The sequence below is a fragment of the Hasllibacter sp. MH4015 genome, from assembly GCF_020177575.1.
In the GTDB taxonomy this organism is placed as follows: Bacteria; Pseudomonadota; Alphaproteobacteria; order Rhodobacterales; family Rhodobacteraceae; genus Gymnodinialimonas.
On the sequence record NZ_JAHTBK010000001.1, the window covers coordinates 2,336,607 to 2,356,600 of the forward strand.

The 19,994-nt window shown below is 64.8% G+C and carries 23 protein-coding genes; 13 read left to right on the forward strand and 10 right to left on the reverse strand.

All coding sequences use genetic code 11. From position 1 onward, the window contains the following. The first annotated feature begins 216 nt into the window (after positions 1-216). The 6 genes from KUW62_RS11990 (at position 217) to KUW62_RS12015 (ending at position 5,591) form a co-directional block, all read left to right on the forward strand. A complete protein-coding gene (locus KUW62_RS11990; RefSeq protein WP_224815706.1) occupies positions 217-441 on the forward strand; it encodes a hypothetical protein in 225 nt (74 codons plus the stop codon). Between the two features lie 249 nt (positions 442-690). Further along, positions 691-1,500 carry a hypothetical protein gene (locus tag KUW62_RS11995; RefSeq protein WP_224815707.1) on the forward strand — a complete coding sequence of 270 codons (810 nt, stop codon included), beginning with the start codon at positions 691-693 and terminating at the stop codon, positions 1,498-1,500. Beyond that, positions 1,497-2,651: a DUF563 domain-containing protein gene (locus KUW62_RS12000; protein ID WP_224815708.1), complete on the forward strand. Its 1,155-nt coding sequence runs from the start codon at positions 1,497-1,499 to the stop codon at positions 2,649-2,651. Before KUW62_RS11995 ends, KUW62_RS12000 begins: the two co-directional genes overlap by 4 nt. A gap of 4 nt (positions 2,652-2,655) precedes the next feature. Further along, positions 2,656-3,525: a glycosyltransferase family 2 protein gene (locus tag KUW62_RS12005; protein WP_224815709.1), complete on the forward strand. Its 870-nt coding sequence runs from the start codon at positions 2,656-2,658 to the stop codon at positions 3,523-3,525. A 5-nt stretch (positions 3,526-3,530) separates the two neighbouring features. Further along, positions 3,531-4,403, forward strand: a complete 873-nt coding sequence (locus KUW62_RS12010; protein ID WP_224815710.1) for a glycosyltransferase family 2 protein — start codon at positions 3,531-3,533, stop codon at positions 4,401-4,403. 3 nt (positions 4,404-4,406) lie between these two features. Continuing rightward, positions 4,407-5,591 (forward strand): glycosyltransferase family 2 protein, encoded by a 1,185-nt coding sequence (locus KUW62_RS12015; protein WP_224815711.1) that lies wholly within the window; start codon positions 4,407-4,409, stop codon positions 5,589-5,591. Here the strand turns inward: KUW62_RS12015 and KUW62_RS12020 are convergent. Both KUW62_RS12020 and KUW62_RS12025 read right to left on the reverse strand, forming a co-directional pair. Beyond that, positions 5,588-6,031 carry a DUF1178 family protein gene (locus KUW62_RS12020; RefSeq protein ID WP_224815712.1) on the reverse strand — a complete coding sequence of 148 codons (444 nt, stop codon included), beginning with the start codon at positions 6,029-6,031 and terminating at the stop codon, positions 5,588-5,590. The two genes, KUW62_RS12015 and KUW62_RS12020, sit on opposite strands and share 4 nt — an antisense overlap. A gap of 45 nt (positions 6,032-6,076) precedes the next feature. Beyond that, complete coding sequence (locus tag KUW62_RS12025; RefSeq protein WP_224815713.1) at positions 6,077-6,592, reverse strand: NUDIX hydrolase; 516 nt, start codon at positions 6,590-6,592, stop codon at positions 6,077-6,079. A 112-nt stretch (positions 6,593-6,704) separates the two neighbouring features. Here KUW62_RS12025 and KUW62_RS12030 point away from each other — a divergent pair, with 112 nt between their 5' ends. The 3 genes from KUW62_RS12030 to KUW62_RS12040 all read left to right on the forward strand — a co-directional run bounded on the left by KUW62_RS12030 (position 6,705) and on the right by KUW62_RS12040 (position 8,407). After that, positions 6,705-7,838: an acetoin utilization protein AcuC gene (locus KUW62_RS12030; RefSeq protein ID WP_224815714.1), complete on the forward strand. Its 1,134-nt coding sequence runs from the start codon at positions 6,705-6,707 to the stop codon at positions 7,836-7,838. Between the two features lie 114 nt (positions 7,839-7,952). Further along, on the forward strand, positions 7,953-8,114 hold the full coding sequence (gene hemP / locus KUW62_RS12035) for a hemin uptake protein HemP (RefSeq protein WP_224815715.1): 162 nt from the start codon (positions 7,953-7,955) through the stop codon (positions 8,112-8,114). Positions 8,115-8,134: 20 nt separating this feature from the next. After that, positions 8,135-8,407 (forward strand): DUF1289 domain-containing protein, encoded by a 273-nt coding sequence (locus tag KUW62_RS12040; RefSeq protein ID WP_224815716.1) that lies wholly within the window; start codon positions 8,135-8,137, stop codon positions 8,405-8,407. Between the two features lie 3 nt (positions 8,408-8,410). Here the strand turns inward: KUW62_RS12040 and KUW62_RS12045 are convergent, their stop codons facing one another. From KUW62_RS12045 to KUW62_RS12060, 4 genes are all read right to left on the reverse strand, one after another. Beyond that, positions 8,411-8,878 carry a Dps family protein gene (locus KUW62_RS12045; protein ID WP_224815717.1) on the reverse strand — a complete coding sequence of 156 codons (468 nt, stop codon included), beginning with the start codon at positions 8,876-8,878 and terminating at the stop codon, positions 8,411-8,413. Between the two features lie 120 nt (positions 8,879-8,998). Continuing rightward, positions 8,999-9,451, reverse strand: a complete 453-nt coding sequence (locus KUW62_RS12050; protein ID WP_224815718.1) for a hypothetical protein — start codon at positions 9,449-9,451, stop codon at positions 8,999-9,001. A 70-nt stretch (positions 9,452-9,521) separates the two neighbouring features. Next, positions 9,522-10,091, reverse strand: a complete 570-nt coding sequence (locus KUW62_RS12055; protein WP_224815719.1) for a cobalamin biosynthesis protein CobQ — start codon at positions 10,089-10,091, stop codon at positions 9,522-9,524. Positions 10,092-10,123: 32 nt separating this feature from the next. After that, the gene (locus KUW62_RS12060) at positions 10,124-10,471 is read right to left on the reverse strand and encodes a hypothetical protein (protein WP_224815720.1); all 348 of its coding nucleotides are present in this window, start codon (positions 10,469-10,471) and stop codon (positions 10,124-10,126) included. Positions 10,472-10,615: 144 nt separating this feature from the next. Between KUW62_RS12060 and KUW62_RS12065 the strand changes: the two genes are divergently transcribed. Further along, positions 10,616-11,125 (forward strand): pyridoxamine 5'-phosphate oxidase family protein, encoded by a 510-nt coding sequence (locus KUW62_RS12065; protein ID WP_224815721.1) that lies wholly within the window; start codon positions 10,616-10,618, stop codon positions 11,123-11,125. A gap of 103 nt (positions 11,126-11,228) precedes the next feature. On the opposite strand, the gene KUW62_RS12070 is transcribed toward KUW62_RS12065, so the two are convergent. Together KUW62_RS12070 and KUW62_RS12075 are read right to left on the reverse strand one after the other, a co-directional pair. Further along, positions 11,229-12,737 (reverse strand): NAD(P)(+) transhydrogenase (Re/Si-specific) subunit beta, encoded by a 1,509-nt coding sequence (locus KUW62_RS12070; protein ID WP_224815722.1) that lies wholly within the window; start codon positions 12,735-12,737, stop codon positions 11,229-11,231. Between the two features lie 15 nt (positions 12,738-12,752). Then, positions 12,753-14,327, reverse strand: a complete 1,575-nt coding sequence (locus KUW62_RS12075; protein WP_224817105.1) for a Re/Si-specific NAD(P)(+) transhydrogenase subunit alpha — start codon at positions 14,325-14,327, stop codon at positions 12,753-12,755. A gap of 166 nt (positions 14,328-14,493) precedes the next feature. Here KUW62_RS12075 and KUW62_RS12080 point away from each other — a divergent pair, with 166 nt between their 5' ends. Next, the gene (locus KUW62_RS12080; RefSeq protein WP_224817106.1) at positions 14,494-15,255 is read left to right on the forward strand and encodes an SDR family NAD(P)-dependent oxidoreductase; all 762 of its coding nucleotides are present in this window, start codon (positions 14,494-14,496) and stop codon (positions 15,253-15,255) included. Between the two features lie 164 nt (positions 15,256-15,419). Beyond that, positions 15,420-16,703, forward strand: coding sequence for a DUF3422 family protein (locus KUW62_RS12085; protein WP_224815723.1), 1,284 nt, complete (start codon positions 15,420-15,422; stop codon positions 16,701-16,703). 97 nt (positions 16,704-16,800) lie between these two features. Here KUW62_RS12085 and KUW62_RS12090 read toward each other — a convergent pair whose 3' ends face one another. Both KUW62_RS12090 and KUW62_RS12095 read right to left on the reverse strand, forming a co-directional pair. After that, the gene (locus KUW62_RS12090; RefSeq protein WP_224815724.1) at positions 16,801-18,387 is read right to left on the reverse strand and encodes an AMP-binding protein; all 1,587 of its coding nucleotides are present in this window, start codon (positions 18,385-18,387) and stop codon (positions 16,801-16,803) included. Further along, positions 18,377-18,874: a hypothetical protein gene (locus tag KUW62_RS12095; protein ID WP_224815725.1), complete on the reverse strand. Its 498-nt coding sequence runs from the start codon at positions 18,872-18,874 to the stop codon at positions 18,377-18,379. The genes KUW62_RS12090 and KUW62_RS12095 overlap by 11 nt, the downstream gene beginning before the upstream one ends. Before the next feature lie 101 nt (positions 18,875-18,975). On the opposite strand from KUW62_RS12095, the gene moaA reads away from it, so the two are divergent. Then, complete coding sequence (gene moaA / locus KUW62_RS12100; protein WP_224815726.1) at positions 18,976-19,986, forward strand: GTP 3',8-cyclase MoaA; 1,011 nt, start codon at positions 18,976-18,978, stop codon at positions 19,984-19,986. Positions 19,987-19,994 lie beyond the last annotated feature (8 nt).

Sequence of the window (19,994 nt, forward strand, 5' to 3'; positions counted from 1 at the left end):
CCTTTGGTCCACATTCGGACTTCTCTACGCCCTTCTGCCATTTGTCACTCTGGCGGCAGGTTTGACTCTCCTTGTTAGGTTCTTAGCCTTGCTCATATTGAATGCAGACGCGGTTCCCCGGCTCATTCGCGGTCACGCCGCGGGAAAAGACCGGAAGCTGATTTTCTCATTTGTCTTTGGATGGGCATTGCTCGCGATGACCCCAGTTCTTGTCTCATGACTGTGCCTGATGTCAGTCAAATCCTGAATGTTGTCGTATTTCTTCTGTTCGTTGGCGGCATCTTGGACGCGTCCCGCACCTATCTCCAAGTATTCAAACGCTATGGCGGGTTTGAAAATTTCCTACCCAGCCACCTCGCCGCCACGCTCTTCAGCTTCTTTCGCTTCGCCTTGTACTTCTTCGCGGCCGCCGTCGTTTTCGCCATCGCCGGACGAATTTAGGCGATGGGGCAAGTTGAAAGCTGATGTCCTGCAAGCCATCCCAAATCCCTAACAAACCCTTAACACCCACACCCCTTTCCCAACAAAACCAATATCTTAACCCCCTTGCTCAACCTTGAGCAGCCCCACCCCCTCCTCCTTCTCCCCTAAAACCCTTTGCCTTGCCGCCCCCAATCGGCGAAAACGGTCCCCAAGCAAGCGCGGGGCACGAACCCCGCCCAACCCGAGCAGCAAACAAAGGCCAGCCCAATGGACCTCTCCCGTCGCCCCGTCGCCTCCCTCTGGATCGGCGAACGCCTGCAATATCTCAACCAGCTCTGCCTGAAATCGCACCTGCGCCACGGCCATCCGGTGACGCTCTACTGCACCGATGAGCTTCAGAACGCGCCCGAAGGGGTGGAGGTGCGCCCGGCCTCCGAGATCATGGAGATCGACATGAAGATCGTGGAGGAGACCTCGGCCTCCTTCCTCTCCAACGTCTTCCGCTACAAGATGATCCAGAAAACCGGCGCGGTCTGGATCGATTGCGACGCCTTCTGCCACGCCCCCTTCCCCGATGAATGGGAGCATATCTACGCCGGCCACGGGATGCGCGGTGCGCTGAATTGCGGCGTCGTGGGCATTCCGCAGACGGGTGAGCTGATGGACCAGTTGCTCGACTATTACGACAACCTTCCCGACTTCCCGCCCTGGTGGAACGACCGCCAGAAGCGCCGCATGGGCCGGCAGGACGAAAAGCTCCCCCTCGCCGTGCGCATCTACAAGACCGAGCGTACCGCGTTCGGCCCCCAGGCCTTCACCCATTTCTGCCGCGCCACGGGCAACATCGACCGCGCCATGACGTCCGATGTCCTCTACCCCGTGCCGTTCCAGCTCAACGACATCTTCTACGACCCTCATGGCCGCGTGGAGGGGTGGTTCACCGACGATACAGTCTCCGTCCACCTCTATACCAACGGCACGAAACCCTGGTGGCGCAAGAACCCGCCACTGGAAAATTCCTATGCCTGGCGCATGTGCCAGGAGGTTGGGATCACGCCGGAGGATGCGTTGGAATGAGCGTCACCGACGCCGCCCCTGACCTTGCGCTGGACTTCGATCCGGCCACGCCCATCGAGTGGACGCCGGAATGGCACAGCGACGTGACGCTTGTGCCGTGGAGTGCAGAGGGCGACCGCGGCGCGCGCCGCTCTGCCGGGCTGTTCGATGCCAAAGGGGCCTTCATGGAGGCCGGGCATTGCTGGCGCTACCCCAGCGGACCGATCACGTTGGAGCCGCAAGCGCCCGAGGTCACGGACAAACCCGAACGCCTGACCGGGCGGTGGCTGTTCGGGGGGCTCTTTTACGGGCATTTCGGCCATTTCCTGTGTGAGACGACCTCCCGCCTCTGGGCGCTGGACCGGCTTGGGCCGATTGCCGGGATCGTGTTCTACCCAAAGCAGAAGCTGACCCATGAGCGCCGCCAATACCGCCACCAGCTCCCCTTCTTCGCGGCCATGGGCCTGACCGAGGACAAGGTGCAGATCCGCGCGCCGCAAAAGCCCGTCATCATCGACCAGATCGCCGTGCCGCCCCCCGGTTTCGGGATCGAGGGCATGATCGAGGGACGCCCGGACTATCGCGCCTTCATGCACGAAAACCTGGGCCGCGGCGTGGCGGCGGGCGGCGCGAGGAAACTCTACATCTCCCGCTCGCGGCTTCCGGCCAAACGCGGCTCCGTCCTATTAGAAACGCTGGTGGAGGAGCGGATGGAGAAGGCGGGCTACGCCATCTTCCACCCCCAGGACCACGACATCGCGGACCAGATCGCCGCCTACAAGGCCGCCACGCATATCGTGTCGCTCGATGCGTCCTCCCTGCACCTGGCCGCGATGGTGGTCCCTGCCGAGACAAAGGTCGCCATCATCAATCGTGGCCCGTCCAACAATATCGAGGATTACATCGCTCAATTCACCCGCTGGCAGGGCCGCGCGCCCACCCGGATCGAGGCGGTGACGGGCTTCTATTTCCCCGAAGGCCACCGCGTGAAAAAACGCGAAACCCATGCGGTGCTTGACCTATGCGCCGTGGGCGCTGCGCTCGCCCAGGCCGGGTTCCTGCCCGCCAAGACCAGATGGACAGCCGCCGCACCGGCCCGGATCAAGGCCGCCGTGGCGGAGACGTCCCAACGGGTCGAAATGCCCCTCGTCCATCATCCGGTAGAAGGCTGAACCGATGGCCAAGCAGCCGATCTGCGCAGTCACCCATGTGCGCCACGAACATGACTTCCTTGAGAAATGGATTGCCCATTATGCACCGATTGTCGGCGGGCGCGAAAACCTCTTCGTGGTGATTGACGGTGACGATTGGGAGCCGAAGGTGGACCTTTCGGGCATCGACACCGAGGTGATCCTCGATGCGCCCCGCCGCCGGATCAAGAACGACCGCTTCATGGCGAAGCTGATGTCGGGCCGCGCCAATGATTTGCGCAAGACCTATGACAACGTGATCCGGGGCGATGTGGACGAATACGTGGTGATCGACCCCGAGGCAGACCTCGATTGGGACGACGCCCTGAAGGAGCAGGTGGAGGCCGGGTACATCTTTGCGCTTGGCTGCGACGTGGTGCAGGGGCCGAAGGAAAAGAAGCCGGTCGACCGCACGAAACCGATCCTGGGTCAGCGCAAATGCGGCTATATCGCGGATCGCTACACCAAGCCTTTTGTGATCAGCCGCTGGAACAATTGGGCGGGCGGGGCCCATCGCCTCATCAACCGCCCGGTGGAGATTTCCAATCATTTCGTCCTGTTCCACATGGCGCTGGCGGATCAGAATATCGCCCAGGAACGCATGGATGCGCGGGGCGGGACCGACCAGCATCGCAGCTTCGTGGGCCACCAGACGGACCGTTTGAACGCCATCGCCGATGATGGCCTCGCCAAGCCCCTGGACTGGGAGGAAGCGCGCAGGATCGGGATGGAGGAATTTCCGGTGGAGCCCGAAGATGGCAGCCCGGCCCCCCGCCCCCGCCCGTCGCGCGACCCGCGCAACCTCGAACAGGGGTTGCCGGTGCGCATCCCCGACCGTTTCTTCGGCCTGACCTGAACGCCATGGGCTTCACCGTTGCCACCATCGCGCGCGAACCCTGGTCGATCCTGAACCGGTTCCTGCGCTGGCATCTGGACCAGGGCGCGGATCGGATCGTGCTCTACCTTGACGATCCCGACGATCCCGCGATCCCGCACTTGCAGGGAGAGCCTCGGATCGACGTGCGCCCCTGCACGCCCGCCTATTGGTCCGCCGCGCGCCTTTCGCCGGATGCCCGCTTCGTGCGCCGTCAACGCCATGTCCTGTCGGAGGCGTATCACGAATTGAGCGATGGTTGGCTTGAGGTCGTCGATGCCGATGAGCTGATGTGGTTCCGCGACCGCCCGATCGGCGACGTGCTGGACGCGCTTCCGGCTGACGCAATGTCGCTGCGGGTGTTGAGTGCGGAGGAGGTGCGCCTGCCCGGCGGGGCGCAGGCTTTCCGCACGCCCATCGACCGGCCCCGCGTCAATGACATCTACGGGGCGGATGCGGATTTGCTGCGCATCCGTTTTGGCCTTGTCTACCACCCCGAGGGCAAGAGCTTTCACCGCGCGGGGCAGAGCGGGCTGAACATGAAGCTGCACTGGGCGCAGGATGCGGACGGCAATCGCACCCCCGGCCCGGTCATGGCGGCGGCGGACCGGGCCTATCTGCTCCACTACGCGGCACCCGATTATGAGGCCTGGCGGGCGAAGGTGGATTGGCGCGCGGGGGCCCACGGATTCTCGCAACCGATGAAGGACCGACTGGCCGAAATCGCCCAAAGCGACGATCCGGAGGCCGGGTATCGCGCCCTCTACGATCGGCTCCACAGCCTGACCGAGGCGCAGGCGGCGATGCTGGAAGAGGCGGGCGGCTTGCTGCGGGATCAACCGCCCCTGCCGGAGCATTAGGTCATGGGCGGGCACACGATCCTCACCATGATGAAGGACGAAGCGCCGTTCCTGCTGCACTGGATCGCCCATCACCGCCTGATCGGATTCGACCGGATCGTCGTCTTCACCAATGATTGTTCCGACGGAACCGACGCGATGCTGGACCGGTTGGCGGAATTGGGGGAGGTCGTGCACCACCGGAATATCCTGAAAGCCGGTGACAAGCCGCAGCCGATGGCCCTGCGCCGGGCGGGCAAGCTGGTGGAGGTGATGGAAAGCGACTGGCTGATCGCGCTGGATGTCGATGAATATTTGTCGATCAAGGCGGGCGATGGAACGCTGCCCGCCCTTCTGGACAACGCGCCCGAGGCGAACGGCTTTGCGCTCACATGGCGGATGATGGGATCGAACGGGCGAACCGACTGGGCGGATTTGCCGGTGACGGAAGCTTATCAAAAGGGCGCGCCGGACCTTTTTCGCAAGGGCTGGGGGGTCAAGACGCTGTTCCGCCCATTTGACAACATGAAGCTTGGCATCCACCGCCCGACCGTGAAGGGCAAGGATAAATCCGCGCTCCACGATCTTCGCTGGGTCAACGGATCGGCCAAGCCCATGACCCGCGCTTTCATGGAAGGGATGTGGCGCTCGTCGCTGGCCACGCTCGGCTATGCCCATGCCGAAATCGCCCATTTCGCCACCCAATCGCACGAGGCGTTCCTGAAACGCGGGGTGCGGGGCAACGTGAACAACAAGGCGGGCAAGTACGACGCCACCTATTACACGATCTTCGACCGGAACGAGGCCCCTCAGACAAACCTGGCCCGGTTCGCTGGGGCGACGCGCACCCGCGTCGTCGAATACCTCTCCGATCCGATCCTCGCCGATCTTGCCGCGCGGGCGGAGGCGTGGCACGCGGCTGCGCTCGACACGCTCCGCAAGGCACCGGATTACGGGGAGAGGATGGCGGCATTGCAAGCCGCAAGCGCGGTCCCGTTCGAGGCGCTGGACGATGTGCTGTTCCCGCAGCCGCTGGCGCCCGCAGGCAAAAGGATCGTCGCCGACATGCAGGCCAAGGGGATGCCGGACCGCCAGATCGCGCGGGCGGTCGCCCAATCGGTCAGCCGGGTCGAAGCGCGGCGGGATGCGGCGGATGCGGCGGAATTGCGGGCGCGCGGCGTGACGCCGGATTACGGGGATTGGCCCTAATTCGCCTTGCCGCCGGGCGGCATCGGCAGCGGCAGGATCGGCACCCCATCCTCGACAAGCGCCTTCGCCTCCTCCGGGCCCGCGGTGCCGTGGATCGCCTTTTCCGGCACATCGCCCAGATGCATCGCCCGCGCCTCTCGCGCGAAATTCGCGCCCACATCGGTCGAATGCTTCTCCACATGGGCTCGCATCGCGCGCAACAGCTCCTCCGCCGGGTGGGTCGGCTGACTGAGGGGTCCGGGCGTCTCCGCCATTGTCGTCACGCCGGTGTCGTCGGGCGCGCTGACCTGCGGGGCCATCATCGCTTTGCGCACGTCCGCCCCGCCGCAGATCGCGCAGGTCACAAGACCCCGTTCGGCCAGGCCATCGAAGGCTTGGGCCGACTGGAACCAACTCTCGAACCGGTGCCCTTGGGCGCATTTAAGCGAATAGCGGATCATGTCATCTGAGGATTTATGCGTTTGCGCGTCTTCATCAAGGCGCCACTAGCGCAGAAGGTCGAGCGTGAACGTCTCCAGGATCTGCTTCAGCTCCGGCTCAGACACCCGCGCGGCCGCCTTTTTCGGGCTCATCCACTTGCGCCGCCGTTCGCCCGCCTCCGGGTATTCGTCGTCCAGACGCTTCACCTCCAGCGCGAAGACGGCGACGATCACCGGCAGCGACAGGTCCTCGTCCAGCCATTTGCTGTAGGAATAGAGCCCGACGCAGCGGTCATGGACCTTGCCGCGCGCGCCCGCCTCCTCAAACGCCTCCTGGGCCGCCGCATCGGCCGGGGCCATGCCTTCGATCGGCCAGCCCTTGGGAATGATCCAGCGCCCCGAATCGCGGGAGGAGACGAGCAAGACCTCGATCCCCTTGGCCCCCTTCTTCTTGGTCTTGGACACCCGGAACGGGATCGCGCCGAATTGGGTCCGCGTCTCGCGCTTGGCCGCGCCCATGGCCAGAACGGGCCGGGGCGGCGTCGATTTGGGAAGGGGTGCGGGCGCTTTCGACTTTGCCATGGCCGCTTCATCGCACGGCGACGCCCCCCTGCGCAATCGTCCCGGCGGATGTTGACCCGACACAACGGGGCGATACCTTTCGCCCCAACCCCAGCCCAAAGGCCGACCGCACGTGACCCAACCATTCTTCCTGGGATCGGAGATCTATCGCGGGTCGAGCTATGGCAAATGGCATCCGCTTCGTGTGCCTCGCGTCTCCACCGTCATGGACCTCAGCCGGGCAATGGGATGGATCGCGCCGGGGCAGTACCTGAACTCGCCCCGCGCCAAACCTGCCGCCCTCCATGTCTGGCACACGCCCGATTACATCGCGGCCCTGCAACAGGCCGAAGCCGATCAAGCCGTCAGCGATGCGGTGCGGGATCGCCACGGGCTCGGCACCATCTCCAACCCGATCTATCCGGAGATGTTTCGCCGCCCCGCCACGGCGGCGGGCGCGTCGCTGCTGGCGGGGGAGCTGCTGCGCGACGTCGGCACGGTCTATCACCCCGGCGGTGGCACCCATCACGGGATGCCGGACCGCGCGGGCGGATTTTGCTACCTCAACGATCCGGTGCTGGCGATGCTGTCGCTGCGTCGGAACGGGGCGCGGCGGATTGCCTATGTGGACATCGACGCGCACCATAGCGACGGCGTGCAGGTCGGCTTCGCGGGTGATCCAGACGCGCTCCTGATTTCCGTCCACGAGGATCGGCGCTGGCCCTTCACCGGGCCGCTTGACGACGATGGCGGCGGCAATTGTCTCAACCTGCCCGTGCCGCGCGCCTTCAACGACACCGAGATGGCGCTGATCCGCGACGCGTTGATCCTGCCCGCCGTGGCGCGGTTCCGCCCGGACGCCATCGTCGTGCAATGTGGGGCCGATGCCGTGACCGAGGACCCGCTCAGCCGGTTGGAGCTGTCGAACAATGCCCATTGGGATGTCGTGCGAGGCCTCATGGCGCTCGGCGCGCCGCGCCTTCTGGTTCTGGGTGGCGGCGGTTACAATCCGTGGTCGGTCGGGCGGCTTTGGGCGGGGGTCTGGGCCACGCTCAACGGTCATTCCATCCCCGACCGCGTCCCTGATGAAGCGGAGGCGGTCCTGCGCGCCTTGACGTGGGAGGGCGCGCGCGCCGGTCGCAATCCGCCCGAGCATTGGTTCACGACGCTCCGCGATCCCGCGCGCCCAGGGTCGATCCGCCGCGCAATCCACGATGCAATCGGCACGCTTGTCACCCGCCCCGCCGCGCTTGGCCTGCCGCGTTGATACCGATCGGCCGGATTTCTCCGATTAAAAGACTCGGGAATTGACATGTCTGAGTGTTTTGGTCAGTTTTATCCTGTCCATCGGAGTGACTCGCACATGACCTACCAGGCTCGCATGACCGAACCAGACAGAACGCCCCCGCCCCTGCCGCGTGACCAGCCGATCTACGATGCCCACAGGCTGATCGGCCCGGACGGCACCGCGCTGATCGTTCTGGACGAAAAGACCTATACCCTGCGCATCACCCGCGCGGGAAAGATGATCCTCACGAAGTAGATCGCGCAGAAAGGCCAGGTATGCCCAAGCCCGTTCCCAGCCCCTGTATCGACGTCTGCAAGTTCCGCCGCGGCGGCCATTGCATCGGCTGCTCAATGACCAAGGCGCAGAAGTCGATGTTCAAGTCGCTCAAGAAACCGGCCCACCAACGGGCCTTTGTCGACATGCTTCTGGCGCAGCAGGACGTGATGGGGAAATTCTCCCACTGGGCACCGGCCTATGCACGCAAATGCCTGAAGAAGGGCACGAAGCCCCCCTTCAAGGTGACGGCGGAAAAGAAAAAGGCGGGCTGAGCCTCAGCGCAAATGCGCGCGGAGCATCCAGGCGAATTTTTCGTGGGTCTGGCCGCGTGCGATGCACAGGTCTTCGGTCAGCGTGTCGCCGTGCTCGGCGGCCAGCGCGCCAGCGGCCCCCAGGGTCGCGGCAAGGGTTTCCTGGGCGGTTTTCAGCGCCTCGATCATCTCGCGATCCTCGGCATGGCCGTCATGTTCGGCCACCTTTGAGCGCGCCACCATCCCCGCCAGCATCCCTTCGGCGTGGCCGTCCAGTGCCTTGATCCGCTCGGCCAGATCATCCTGGGCCACGAAATGATCCTCGTAGATTTCCTGAAACAGCGTGTGCAGCGGACCAAAGGCCATGCCCGTCACGTTCCAGTGGAAATTCTGGGCCAGCATCGTGGCAACGGCGGTTTCTGCGACGGATTGGTTCAGGGCCTCGCAAATCGCGGTTTGCGCATTCGGGCTCAGATCGGCTGCGGGTTGCATCAGGTCTCTCTCCGGCATCTTGGTGAATTCGATGGCTGGCGGCCTGACGGCGGGCTGGCTCTCCGTTCGAAGATAGAGGCGCGGGCCGCGTTGTCTAGACTCATTCTAAAAAGATTTGAGTCAGGCGGCGGCGGAACGGGCGCGGATCGGGTCACTCGCCAATGCCGCGGCAAGCGCGCGGACCAGGAACGCGATTTGGCGGCGCGCATGGCGCGGCACACGGCGCGCCACGAGGAAGGTCACACTGTCCGCATCCCCACGCTCTGCCGCGGCAAGGGCGGCCAGCAGCCAATCCTCGTCAAAGCTGCGCTCCGTCGCGCCCGGTTGGTAGAGGCGCAGGCGGGGCATTCCGTCCAGCCCGTCGAAGGCCCGCAGAAGCGCCGTGGCCACCGCCTCCGCCGCGCGGGTGCGGTCGGCGCTCAGCATGGCGCAGGCCCGGAACAGATCACCGCGCGCCATCACCCGACACCGCGCACCCACCACCCGGATCAGCGCCAGCGGCGGCTGGGTCGCGCCGCCCGGTTGTGGTGGCGAGATCGTCTGGGACGTCTGGATCAGGGCGGCACGTTTCATGGGCGCATTCTTGTCTGACTGTTATTGTCAGGTAAGCGATCTTGCCGGACATGGCAAGGATCACGCGGCCTCAGAACACCAGCAGCCAGATATTGTTGGACGCCGCCTCCGCCAGCAGTAGCACCGCGAAAAGCGCACGCCACGGCAATTCGCGCACCCGCCGCCACAGCACAATGGTCAGCGCCGCGCTTGCCGCGAGTTCCAGCGGCCCGATCCATCGCGCGCCATGGCGGCTGTCCCAATAGCTGAACGGGCTGTCGAATACCCATGTGGACAGGGGCCAGAAATGCGGCCGCCCGTCGCCCGCATGCAGCGGGAAATCAAGCGCGATATGCAGCAGGCCCGCGCCCGCGAAGGCCAGCAGCACGGGCCAGCGCCGCCACAGCGCCACACCTACAAATACGCCCCACAGGATCAACGAATTGTCGATGGCGAAGATGGTCTGCCACGTGTCGGAGAAATAGAGCTGGCCGAAAACGATCTGCGCATCGGTTCCCAGGACCACCAGATGCCAACCCACCAGCAGGTAAAGCGACAGGTCCGGCACCATTGCCCCGCACAATGCCGCCGTCAGCGTCCAGCGCCGGTCGGGCCGCCCGAAGGCGGCGGCCCCGAAGATCAGGTGGGCGGGCGTGTTCACGGCGCAGGCAACGCCCGGTCAAACTGCATGGATCAGTAGAACGCGAACTCGATCCCGAAATTGTGGACGCCCTCGTAGTCGCTGAACACATAGACGTAGAGGTCGCCGGAATAGGTCACGAACCGGGCGGAGTTGTAGGTGTCCTGGGTCTGGTTGGTGGTGAAATAGACCGGCCCCCCAAGCACCCGGATCTCCGCCGTCTGGCCACGGCGGACCGACAGGTAATAACACGTCGCGCCGTAGGAATTGTTCACCGCACCGCCCACAGAATGGACGTAAGCGCCCCGCGGAAACTGCACGTTCTGGCATTGCTGTGCGGTGGCCTGGGCGGCGGCAAGGGTCAGTGCAAGGGTTGTGGCGGTCAGAAGGGGTCGGAACATCGGTGGCCTCATGCAAATCAGCTTCAGGTTGAATCCCACGACCCTACGCGGAAAGGCCGATTCCCTCCAAGCGCCGATGCGGAACCTTGGAAGCGACCGCACGTTGACACGTCGAAGCCACCCCAACGCGAAAGGAATTCTCTCATGTCCCACCATCAATCGGACCATGACACCACCGCCCTCAAGGACGCGCTCTTTGACGGGTTGGAGAATACGCGCGTCGGTATGCTCGGCCTTGCCGGGATGCCGAACCATATGCAGCCCATGACCCATTTCGTGGATCGTGAAGCGCGCAAGCTGCACTTCATCACCGCCCGCGACACCGACCTTGCCAAGAATATCGGCACCGGCCAGGAGGCGCACTTCTGCATCATGGGTGACAAGGGCGGCATCTACGCCTGCATGCGCGGCCAGATCACGCCCAATGCAGACCGCGAGAAACTGGAAGACCTCTGGTCGCCCGCCGCCGCGATGTGGTTCGACGGGGGCATCGACGATCCGCAAGTCCAGCTTCTGACGCTATCGCTCGTCGATGCGCAGGTCTGGACGGTGGATGCCAACGCCCTGAAATTCGGGCTGGAGATGCTCCGCGGCACCCTGGGCGACAAGGACCCGGATCTGGGTGACAGCGGCTTTGTCCGCCTCGCCGCCTGACCGGGCGCGACCCTGCCAAGCAAAAAAGCCCCGCCAGTTCCGGCGGGGCTTTTTCGTTCTGTATGCGGGGTGAGGAATGCATCCCTCCCCACCCACACAAGGCTCAGTCGATCTTGGGCAGGAGCGTATCGAGCGACGCCTTCGCATCGCCGTAGAACATCCGCGTATTGTCCTTGAAGAACAGCGGATTTTCGATCCCGGAATAGCCGGTCCCCTGCCCGCGCTTGCTGACGAAGACCTGCTTGGCCTTCCAGACTTCCAGCACCGGCATCCCCGCGATGGGGGAGTTGGGGTCGTCCTGCGCCGCGGGGTTCACGATGTCGTTGGAGCCGATGACGATGACGACGTCCGTATCGGGGAAGTCCTCGTTGATCTCGTCCATCTCCAGCACGATGTCGTAGGGCACCTTGGCTTCGGCCAGCAGCACGTTCATGTGCCCCGGCAGACGCCCCGCAACGGGGTGGATCGCGAAGCGCACCTCCTTGCCCTGGGCGCGCAGCTTGCGGGTCAGATCCGCCACCGCGCCTTGCGCCTGCGCCACTGCCATGCCGTAGCCCGGTACGATCACCACGCTATCGGCTTCATTCAGCGCCGAGGCGACGCCGTCCGCGTCAATGGCGACCTGTTCGCCCTCCACCGCCATCTGCTCGCCCTTGGCACCGCCGAAGCCGCCCAGGATCACCGACACGAAGCTGCGGTTCATCGCCTTGCACATGATGTAGCTGAGGATCGCACCGGAGGAGCCGACGAGCGCGCCCACCACGATCAACAGATCATTGCCAAGCGAGAAGCCGATCGCCGCCGCTGCCCACCCGGAATAGGAGTTCAGCATGGAGACGACGACGGGCATGTCCGCCCCGCCGATCCCCATGATCAGGTGATAGCCGATGAAGAGCGCAAGAGCCGCCAGCAGAACCAGTGTCCAGCCGCCAGACCCGCTGAGATACATGATCAGCAGGATCACCGACAAAGCCGCCGCCGCCGCGTTCAGCATATGGCCACCGGGCAATTGCTTGGCCGAGGTGTCGATCTTGAACGGCAGCATCGACGAGTTGCCCGAGAGCTTGCCGTATGCCACGACGGAGCCGGTGAACGTCACGGCCCCGATCCAGATGCCAAGGGCCAGTTCGACACGCAGGATGCCGATCTCGACCCCGGTTTTCTTGCCCACAAGCTCCGCGAAATTCGACAAGGTGCCAAGCAGCGCATAGGCCCCATCGCTCAGCGGCCCTTCAGGCTGCGGGAACGGCAGGCCCGCATCAGCAAAGATACCGGCCACGCGCACGATCTCGATATGGGCGTTGAACCCCACGAAGACGGCGGCCAGACCCACAAGGGAATGCATGATCGCCACCAGTTCGGGCATCTGTGTCATCTGCACCCGCGTGGCGAGCTGATAGCCCACCGCCGCGCCGCCCGCGATCAGGATCAGGGAGATGATCCAAAGCCCCGCGCCTGGCCCGATCAGGGTGGCGATAACCGCGATGGCCATACCGGCAATCCCGTACCAGACCGCGCGTTTGGCGCTTTCCTGCCCCGAAAGGCCCCCCAGCGACAGGATGAAGAGAACGGCTGCAACCGCGTAGGCGGCAATGGTGAATCCGAAATCCATCGTCTCAGCCTCCCCTTACGATTTCTGGAACATGGCGAGCATCCGCCGTGTCACGAGGAAGCCACCGAAGATATTGACGGAGGCCATGAAGATCCCAAGCGCGGCAAGGATCGTGATGATGACCGAACTTGATCCGATCTGGATCAACGCGCCCAGGATGATGATCGAGGAGATCGCGTTCGTCACCGCCATCAGCGGCGTGTGCAGCGAATGGGCCACGTTCCAGATCACCTGGAAGCCGATGAAGACCGACAAGATGAACACGATGAAGTGCTGCATGAAGGATGCAGGCGCGATCAGGCCCACGGCAAGCACCAGCACCGCGCCGATCCCGATCAGCGTCACCTGGTTCTTGGTCTGCGCCTTGAAGGCGGCGACCTCGTTGGCGCGCTTCTCCTCTGGCGTCAGTTCCTTAGCGGCGGGTGCCTTGGGCTTGGCCGCGATGGCCGCGACCTTGGGCGGCGGCGGTGGGAACGTGATCTCCTTGTCGAAGACCGCCGTCGCCCCCCGGATCACGTCGTCGTCCATGTTGTGATGGACCACACCGTCCTTTTCGGGCGTCAGGTCGGCCATCATGTGACGGATGTTGTTGCCGTAAAGGGTGGAGGATTGCGCCGCCATCCGGCTGGGGAAATCCGTGTAGCCGATGATCGTGACGCCGTTGTCGGTGACGATCTTCTCGTCCTTGACGGTCAGCTTGCAATTGCCGCCCCGCTCCGCGGCAAGGTCCACGATGACCGAACCGGGTTTCATCGAGGCGACCATATCCTCGGTCCACAATTCCGGCGCGTCGCGGCCCGGGATCAGCGCCGTGGTGATGACGATATCCATGTCCGGCGCCAATTCGCGGAACTTTGCCAGCTGCGCAGCCGCGAATTCCGGGCTGGAGACGGAGGCATAGCCACCGGTCGCCGATCCGTCCTGCTGCTCCTCCTCGAAATCGAGGAAGACGAATTCCGCGCCCATCGATTCGACCTGCTCGGCCACTTCGGGGCGCACGTCGAACGCGTAGGTGATCGCACCGAGGGACGTGGCCGTGCCGATGGCGGCAAGGCCCGCGACACCGGCCCCGACCACAAGGATCTTGGCGGGCGGCACCTTGCCGGCGGCGGTGACCTGGCCCGTGAAGAAACGACCGAAATTGTTGCCCGCTTCGATCACCGCACGGTAACCCGCGATGTTGGCCATGGAGGACAGGGCATCCATCTTCTGCGCGCGGGAGATACGCGGGACCATGTCCATGGCGATCACGTTGGTGCCCGCGGCCTTGGCCTTCTCCATCAGTTTTTCGTTCTGACCGGGATAGAAGAAGCTGATCAGAAGCTGACCCTCGCGCATCTTCTTGGTTTCTGCCGTTGTGGGCGGACGGACCTTGGCGACGACATCGGCCGCTTTCCACAGGGCGGCGGCGGTCTTCACCACCTCGACGCCCGCATCCTTGTAGGCCTGATCCGTGAATCCGGCCGCCGCGCCCGCGCCCGCCTCGATCACGCACTCATATCCCAGCTTCTGAAGCTGAAGCGCGGACTCCGGCGTCATCGCCACCCGCGCTTCCCCGGCTTCCACTTCCTTCGGAGCCCCGATCTTCATCGCTCGTCCCCCATTTTCAACAGCCATTCCCCCGCCCCTTAGCAAGTGCCGCATCGGGGGACAACCTGACATCGCGCAACAAAACAAGGTGTGCGACGGTATGCTCTATGCGCTGGACGCCACGCCACCGGACGCTAGGCTGCACGATAATCGCGAGGAGGGGACGATGGAACATCACGGACGGCATGCATTGGTCACAGGCGGCGGGACGGGGATCGGGCTGGCCATCGCCACTGCGCTGGCGGATGCGGGGGCGGAGGTGACGATCACCGGGCGCGATGCGGAGCGGCTGGAGAAGATTGCCGCCGATCATCCGCGCCTCCACCCGCTTGCCATGGATGTGACCGATGCGGAGGGCGTCCGCGACGGCATCACCCGGGCCGCCGCCGCGCGCGGGCCCGTCGCGATCTGCGTGGCCAATGCGGGCATTGCGGAGCCGCTCTCCTTTCGCAAACAAACGCCCGAGCATTGGCGCCGCACGATGGCAACTAACCTCGACGGTGTGTTCCTGACCTTTCAGGCCGCGATGGAGACCGTTGGTCGGGAGGATTGGGGCCGGATGATCGCCATTTCCTCCATCGCTGGTTTGCGCGGACTGAAGGGCGCGATTGCCTACACCGCCTCCAAACACGGGGTGATCGGCATGATCCGGGGGCTGAGCGAGGAATACATGGGCGGTGCGCTCACCTTCAACGCGATCTGCCCGGGCTATGTCGACACCCCCATCGTGGACCGAAACGCGGCCATGATCGCCGAGCACCAGGGCGTGTCGGAGGAGGAGGCCCGCGGCTACCTTGCCCGCGCCAACCGCCACAAGCGCATGCTGGAACCGGACGAGATTTCGGCCACCGCGCTCTGGCTCTGCTCCGACGCGGCGCGTTCGGTCAACGGTCAGGCGATCCAGATCGCGGGTGGCCATGTAACCTGATCGGGTGGGATTTATCGTGCAAAACCGGGGGCTTGGCGCGCGGATGGCCCGGTCGGTATACCATTGCACATCGCCAACCCATTAAAATCATTGATTTTTCCGGTTTACACATGGGCAGATGTGACTATGTGTGGGCTCAACGTAATTTCGGGATGTCCCGGCCCATGCCCTTGCAAGATCATCCTTTGCGCTATGCGCTCGCCAACGAGTTGCACGCCCGTCCTTTCCCCGCGCTCGACTGCCCCGGACAGGCGGTCTATCTGGCGATCAAACAACCCAAGGAAGCGGCGAAGCGGGACCGCAACCTCGACCGCGCGCATCTTCTGTCGCTGCTGGATCGCTTCGGCGCACAGCATCCCGGCCCCGACGCGACCCATTATTTCGGCAAACTGGGGCGCTTTCACCTGAAATGGGAAAGCCACACGGAGTTCGTGACTTATACCGCGTTTCTCGAAAACGGGGCCGACCGCCCGTTCGATCCCGCCGCCTGGGACGTGTTCCCCGAGGATTGGCTGGACGATGCGCCGGGCGTGCGCATCACGTCCGCCCATATCCGCTATGCGCCCGAGCCATCCGATACGACCAAGATCGGAGAGATGATCGCCGATTGGTTCGTCCCCGAAAGCCTTGCCGTGTCCCACGTGCTCGACCGGACCGCGATCATCGCGGGCGATTTCCGCATCGACAGCCTGGGCCACATGCGGTTCGCCGTCTTCACCAAGCCCGATACCGGCAACCGGCGCATCGGGCGGATTGTGCAGCGGATCTGCGAGATCGAGACCTACAAGTCGATGTCCATGTTGGGCCTGCCGCGGGCGCGCGACATCTCCCGCCGCATGGGGGAAATCGACGAAAGCCTCTCGCGCCTCGTGAAGGACCTGACGGGTGATCTGCGCAAGCCGGACCAGACCCTCGATGCGCTTCTGGCGGCGGCGTCGGAATTGGAGCAATTGCAGACCGAAAGCGCCTTCCGCTTCGGCGCGACCGGCGCCTACGAGGCGCTCGTCAACCAGCGGGTCGAAGTGCTGCGGGAGGAGCGCTTCCAGGGCCGCCAGACCTTCGCGGAATTCATGATGCGCCGCTTCGATCCCGCCATGCGCACGATCAAGGCAACCGAGGCGCGGCTCAGCTCCATGACCGACCGGGCGATCCGGGCGGGTGATCTGCTACGGACGCGGGTCGACGTGGACCGCTCTGCCCAGAACCAGCAATTGCTGGAATCCATGGACGCGCGATCGGACCTGCAATTGCGGCTGCAAAAGACGGTGGAGGGCCTGTCGATCGTGGCGATCAGCTATTACGCGGTAAACCTTGTCGTCTACCTGATCTCCCCCCTGTCGGAGCCGTTGGGATTGCAGGAGACGTGGTTGACGGCCATTGCGGTTCTGCCGACCGTGTTCCTGGTCTGGCTGGTGGTGCGCTCGATCCGGAAGAGCATCGAGAAGTAAGCAATTTCGCCCCGCGCCCTGCGCGGGTCGACCAACCGGGGGGCCAGCCCCCCGGCCCCCCCGAGGTATTTTTCAAGCAAAGAAGGCAGCCGCGCGGTCAGTCCGGGCGCAGCGCCCGGCGCAGGATCTTGCCCGTGGCGGTCATCGGCAACGTGTCGGTGCGGATGATCTTGCGCGGGACGAGATGGGCGGAGACCTTGTCACGGACGAGGGTTTGCAGCGCCGCATCCGAAACCTCCGCGCCCGCGCGCAGGACGACATGGGCCACGACGATTTGCGTGCGGATCGGGTCCGGTTCCCCGACCACGGCGGCCAGCGTCACGTCCGGATGGGTGCAAAGCGCCTGTTCGATTTCCACCGGGCCGATGCGGTAGCCCGCCGATGTGATCACGTCGTCATCGCGGGCATGGAAGGTCAGCTGGCCGTCGGCGCGTATCGTGGCTAGATCGCCGGTGCGCAGCCAGCCATTCACGATCTTCCTCGCCGTCGCCTCGGGTTTGTTCCAGTAGCGCAGCATCATGACCGGGTCGGGGGTGGTGACGCAGATTTCCCCCACCTCCCCCGCTGCAACGGGCCGATCCTCGGGCCCCAGAACCGCGACATCGTGGCCGGGTACGGGCAGGCCCATGGCCCCGGGCGCGCGCGTCATCATGCCGTCACAGGCAGCCACGACAAGGTTCGCCTCGGTCTGGCCGTAGAATTCGTTGATCGGGCACTTGAGTGCACCGTGGCTCCAGTCCAGCAGGTCGGCACCCAGCGCCTCGCCGCCCGATCCGATGGCGCGCAGGCGCAGACCATCCGGCGCGGGCGACTGCCGCAAAAGGCGCAAGGCCGTCGGCGGCAGGAAGGCCCCGGTGACGCCCTCTTCCCGCATCAGGGCATAGGCGGCGGCGGGATCGAATTTCGCGAAGCGGTGAGAGATCAGCGGCACGCCGTAGAAGAGGCTCGGCAGAGCCATATCCATCAGCCCACCGATCCACGCCCAATCCGCCGGGGTCCACGCCACATCGCCCGCTTGCGGAAAGCCGCCATAGGCCAGTTCCACGCAAGGCAGGTGGCCGTAGAGGAACCGATGACCGTGGAGCACGCCCTTCGGATCGCCCGTCGTGCCGGAGGTGTAGATCATCACCGCAGGGTCGTCGCGATCTGTGTCGACCACGGAAACGGATGCCACCTCGGCCATCGCTTCATCAAGCGAGGTTTCTCCCGCCCGGGCCTTGGTCGACAGGATTACGGGCGCATCGGTGACGGCGCGCACCTTGTCCTCCGACGCCGCCTCCACGATCACGGCGCTGGCCCCGCTATCCGACAGGCGGTAGCGCAGGGCATCCTCCCCGAACAACGTGAAAAGCGGGAGGGAGATCGCGCCAAGCTTGAACGCCGCCAGATGCGCCACGAGGACCCGCGGGTTCTGGCCCATGACGATGGCCACCCTGTCGCCCCGTCCCACCCCGCGTCCCGCCAGATGCGCCGCCAGGCTGTCGGAGGCCACTTTCAGGTCGCCGTAGGTCCAAAGCTCGTCCGGCGGGCCGATATGGCGCACGGCGATGCGATCGGGATGGCGACGCGCCCATCTCTCGCAACAGACCTCCGCGATGTTGAGCCGCTCGGGAATGTCCCACGCGAACCCCGCGCGCATCTCCGCCCAGGGTGCAAGCCGTGGGATCAGCCGGTCACTCGGCAATCACGGTCACCGTGGGCAGCCCCGTCAGGTCCAGCCCCAGCGCCTGGAACGCCGCCAGCGACAGGCGGGAGCCCGAGCCGCGTTCGCCCCCCGATGGCCGCGCCGTGACCTCGACCGTCGTGCCGTTGGGTGCCACCACCGTGGCCACCCGTTCCCGGTCCACCAGCGGCGTTTCGATCCAGAGGCCCGGCTGCGTCGCGTCGCCCAGGCTCGCGACGGTAAACCCGCGCACGCTGTCACCCGCCGCCTGGTCGCCCGCCGCGACGGCCGCCGCGCGGGTGGAGCTGTCGGCGGGCGCGATATCTTCGGCCGCCGCTTCGCCCACCACCGCATCGGTGATGACCTCTCCGCTGGCCGGGGCCGTATCGCTGGCCGCATCGCGCGCAAAGGGTCCGCTGCTGCCCGGCCCACTTTCGAACAACCCACCCAAGCCGCCGGAACACCCTGCCAGCGCAAGGATCGCCGCGCCCATCACCACTCGTTTCATCATCGCACCTCAAGACGTTGTCGCCGCGAATCCTAGGCCCGCACCGATGCGTGATCAACCACCCGCTTGTGCGCCCCCGCCGCCACCCCTACTCTTTGCCCATGGACCAGACCGCCCCCCTCATCGACCCGTTCGCCCGCGCGATCACCTACCTGCGGGTCAGCGTGACGGATCGCTGCGATTTCCGCTGCGTCTATTGCATGTCCGAGAACATGCAGTTCCTTCCTAAGAAGGAGCTTCTGACGCTGGAAGAGCTGGACCGAATGTGCTCCACCTTCATCCGCCTGGGCGTGCGCAAGTTGCGCATTACGGGGGGGGAGCCCCTGGTGCGCCGCGGTATCATGACCTTCTTCGACGGCATGAAACGCCACCTCGACGCAGGCACGCTGGACGAGCTGACGCTGACCACCAACGGCTCCCAACTGGCGCGCTTTGCGGAGCCGCTCTATGCCGCGGGCGTGCGGCGCATCAACGTTTCGCTCGATACGATCGACGCGGCGAAATTCGCGGAAATCACCAGATGGGGCCGCCTTCAACAGGTCCTCGACGGTATCGACGCGGCGCAGGAGGCGGGCCTGCGGGTCAAGATCAACGCCGTGGCGTTGAAGGACTTCAACGAGGACGAGCTGTTCACGTTGCAAGATTGGTGCCGCGCCCGCGACATGGACCTGACCTTCATCGAGGTCATGCCGATGGGCGATCTGGGCAACGAGGATCGGCTGGACCAATACTGGTCCCTCAAGGACCTGCGGGCCCGTCTGGCCGAGCGGTTCACCCTGACCGACCTTCCGCTGCGCACCGGCGGCCCGGCCCGCTACGTGCGGTTGGAGGAGACCGGCCAGACCATCGGCTTCATCACGCCGCTCACGCATAATTTTTGCGAAAGCTGCAACCGCGTGCGCCTGACCTGCACGGGGCAGCTCTACATGTGCCTGGGACAAGAGGACATGGCCGACCTTCGTGCGCCGCTGCGCGCGTCGGAGGGCGATGGGTTGCTGGAGGATGCCATTCGCCGGGCGATCAACCTCAAGCCGAAGGGCCACGATTTCGACTATTCCCGGCAGGCCGTGGATGGACAGATGAGCCGTCATATGAGTCATACGGGCGGGTGAACGGTGGT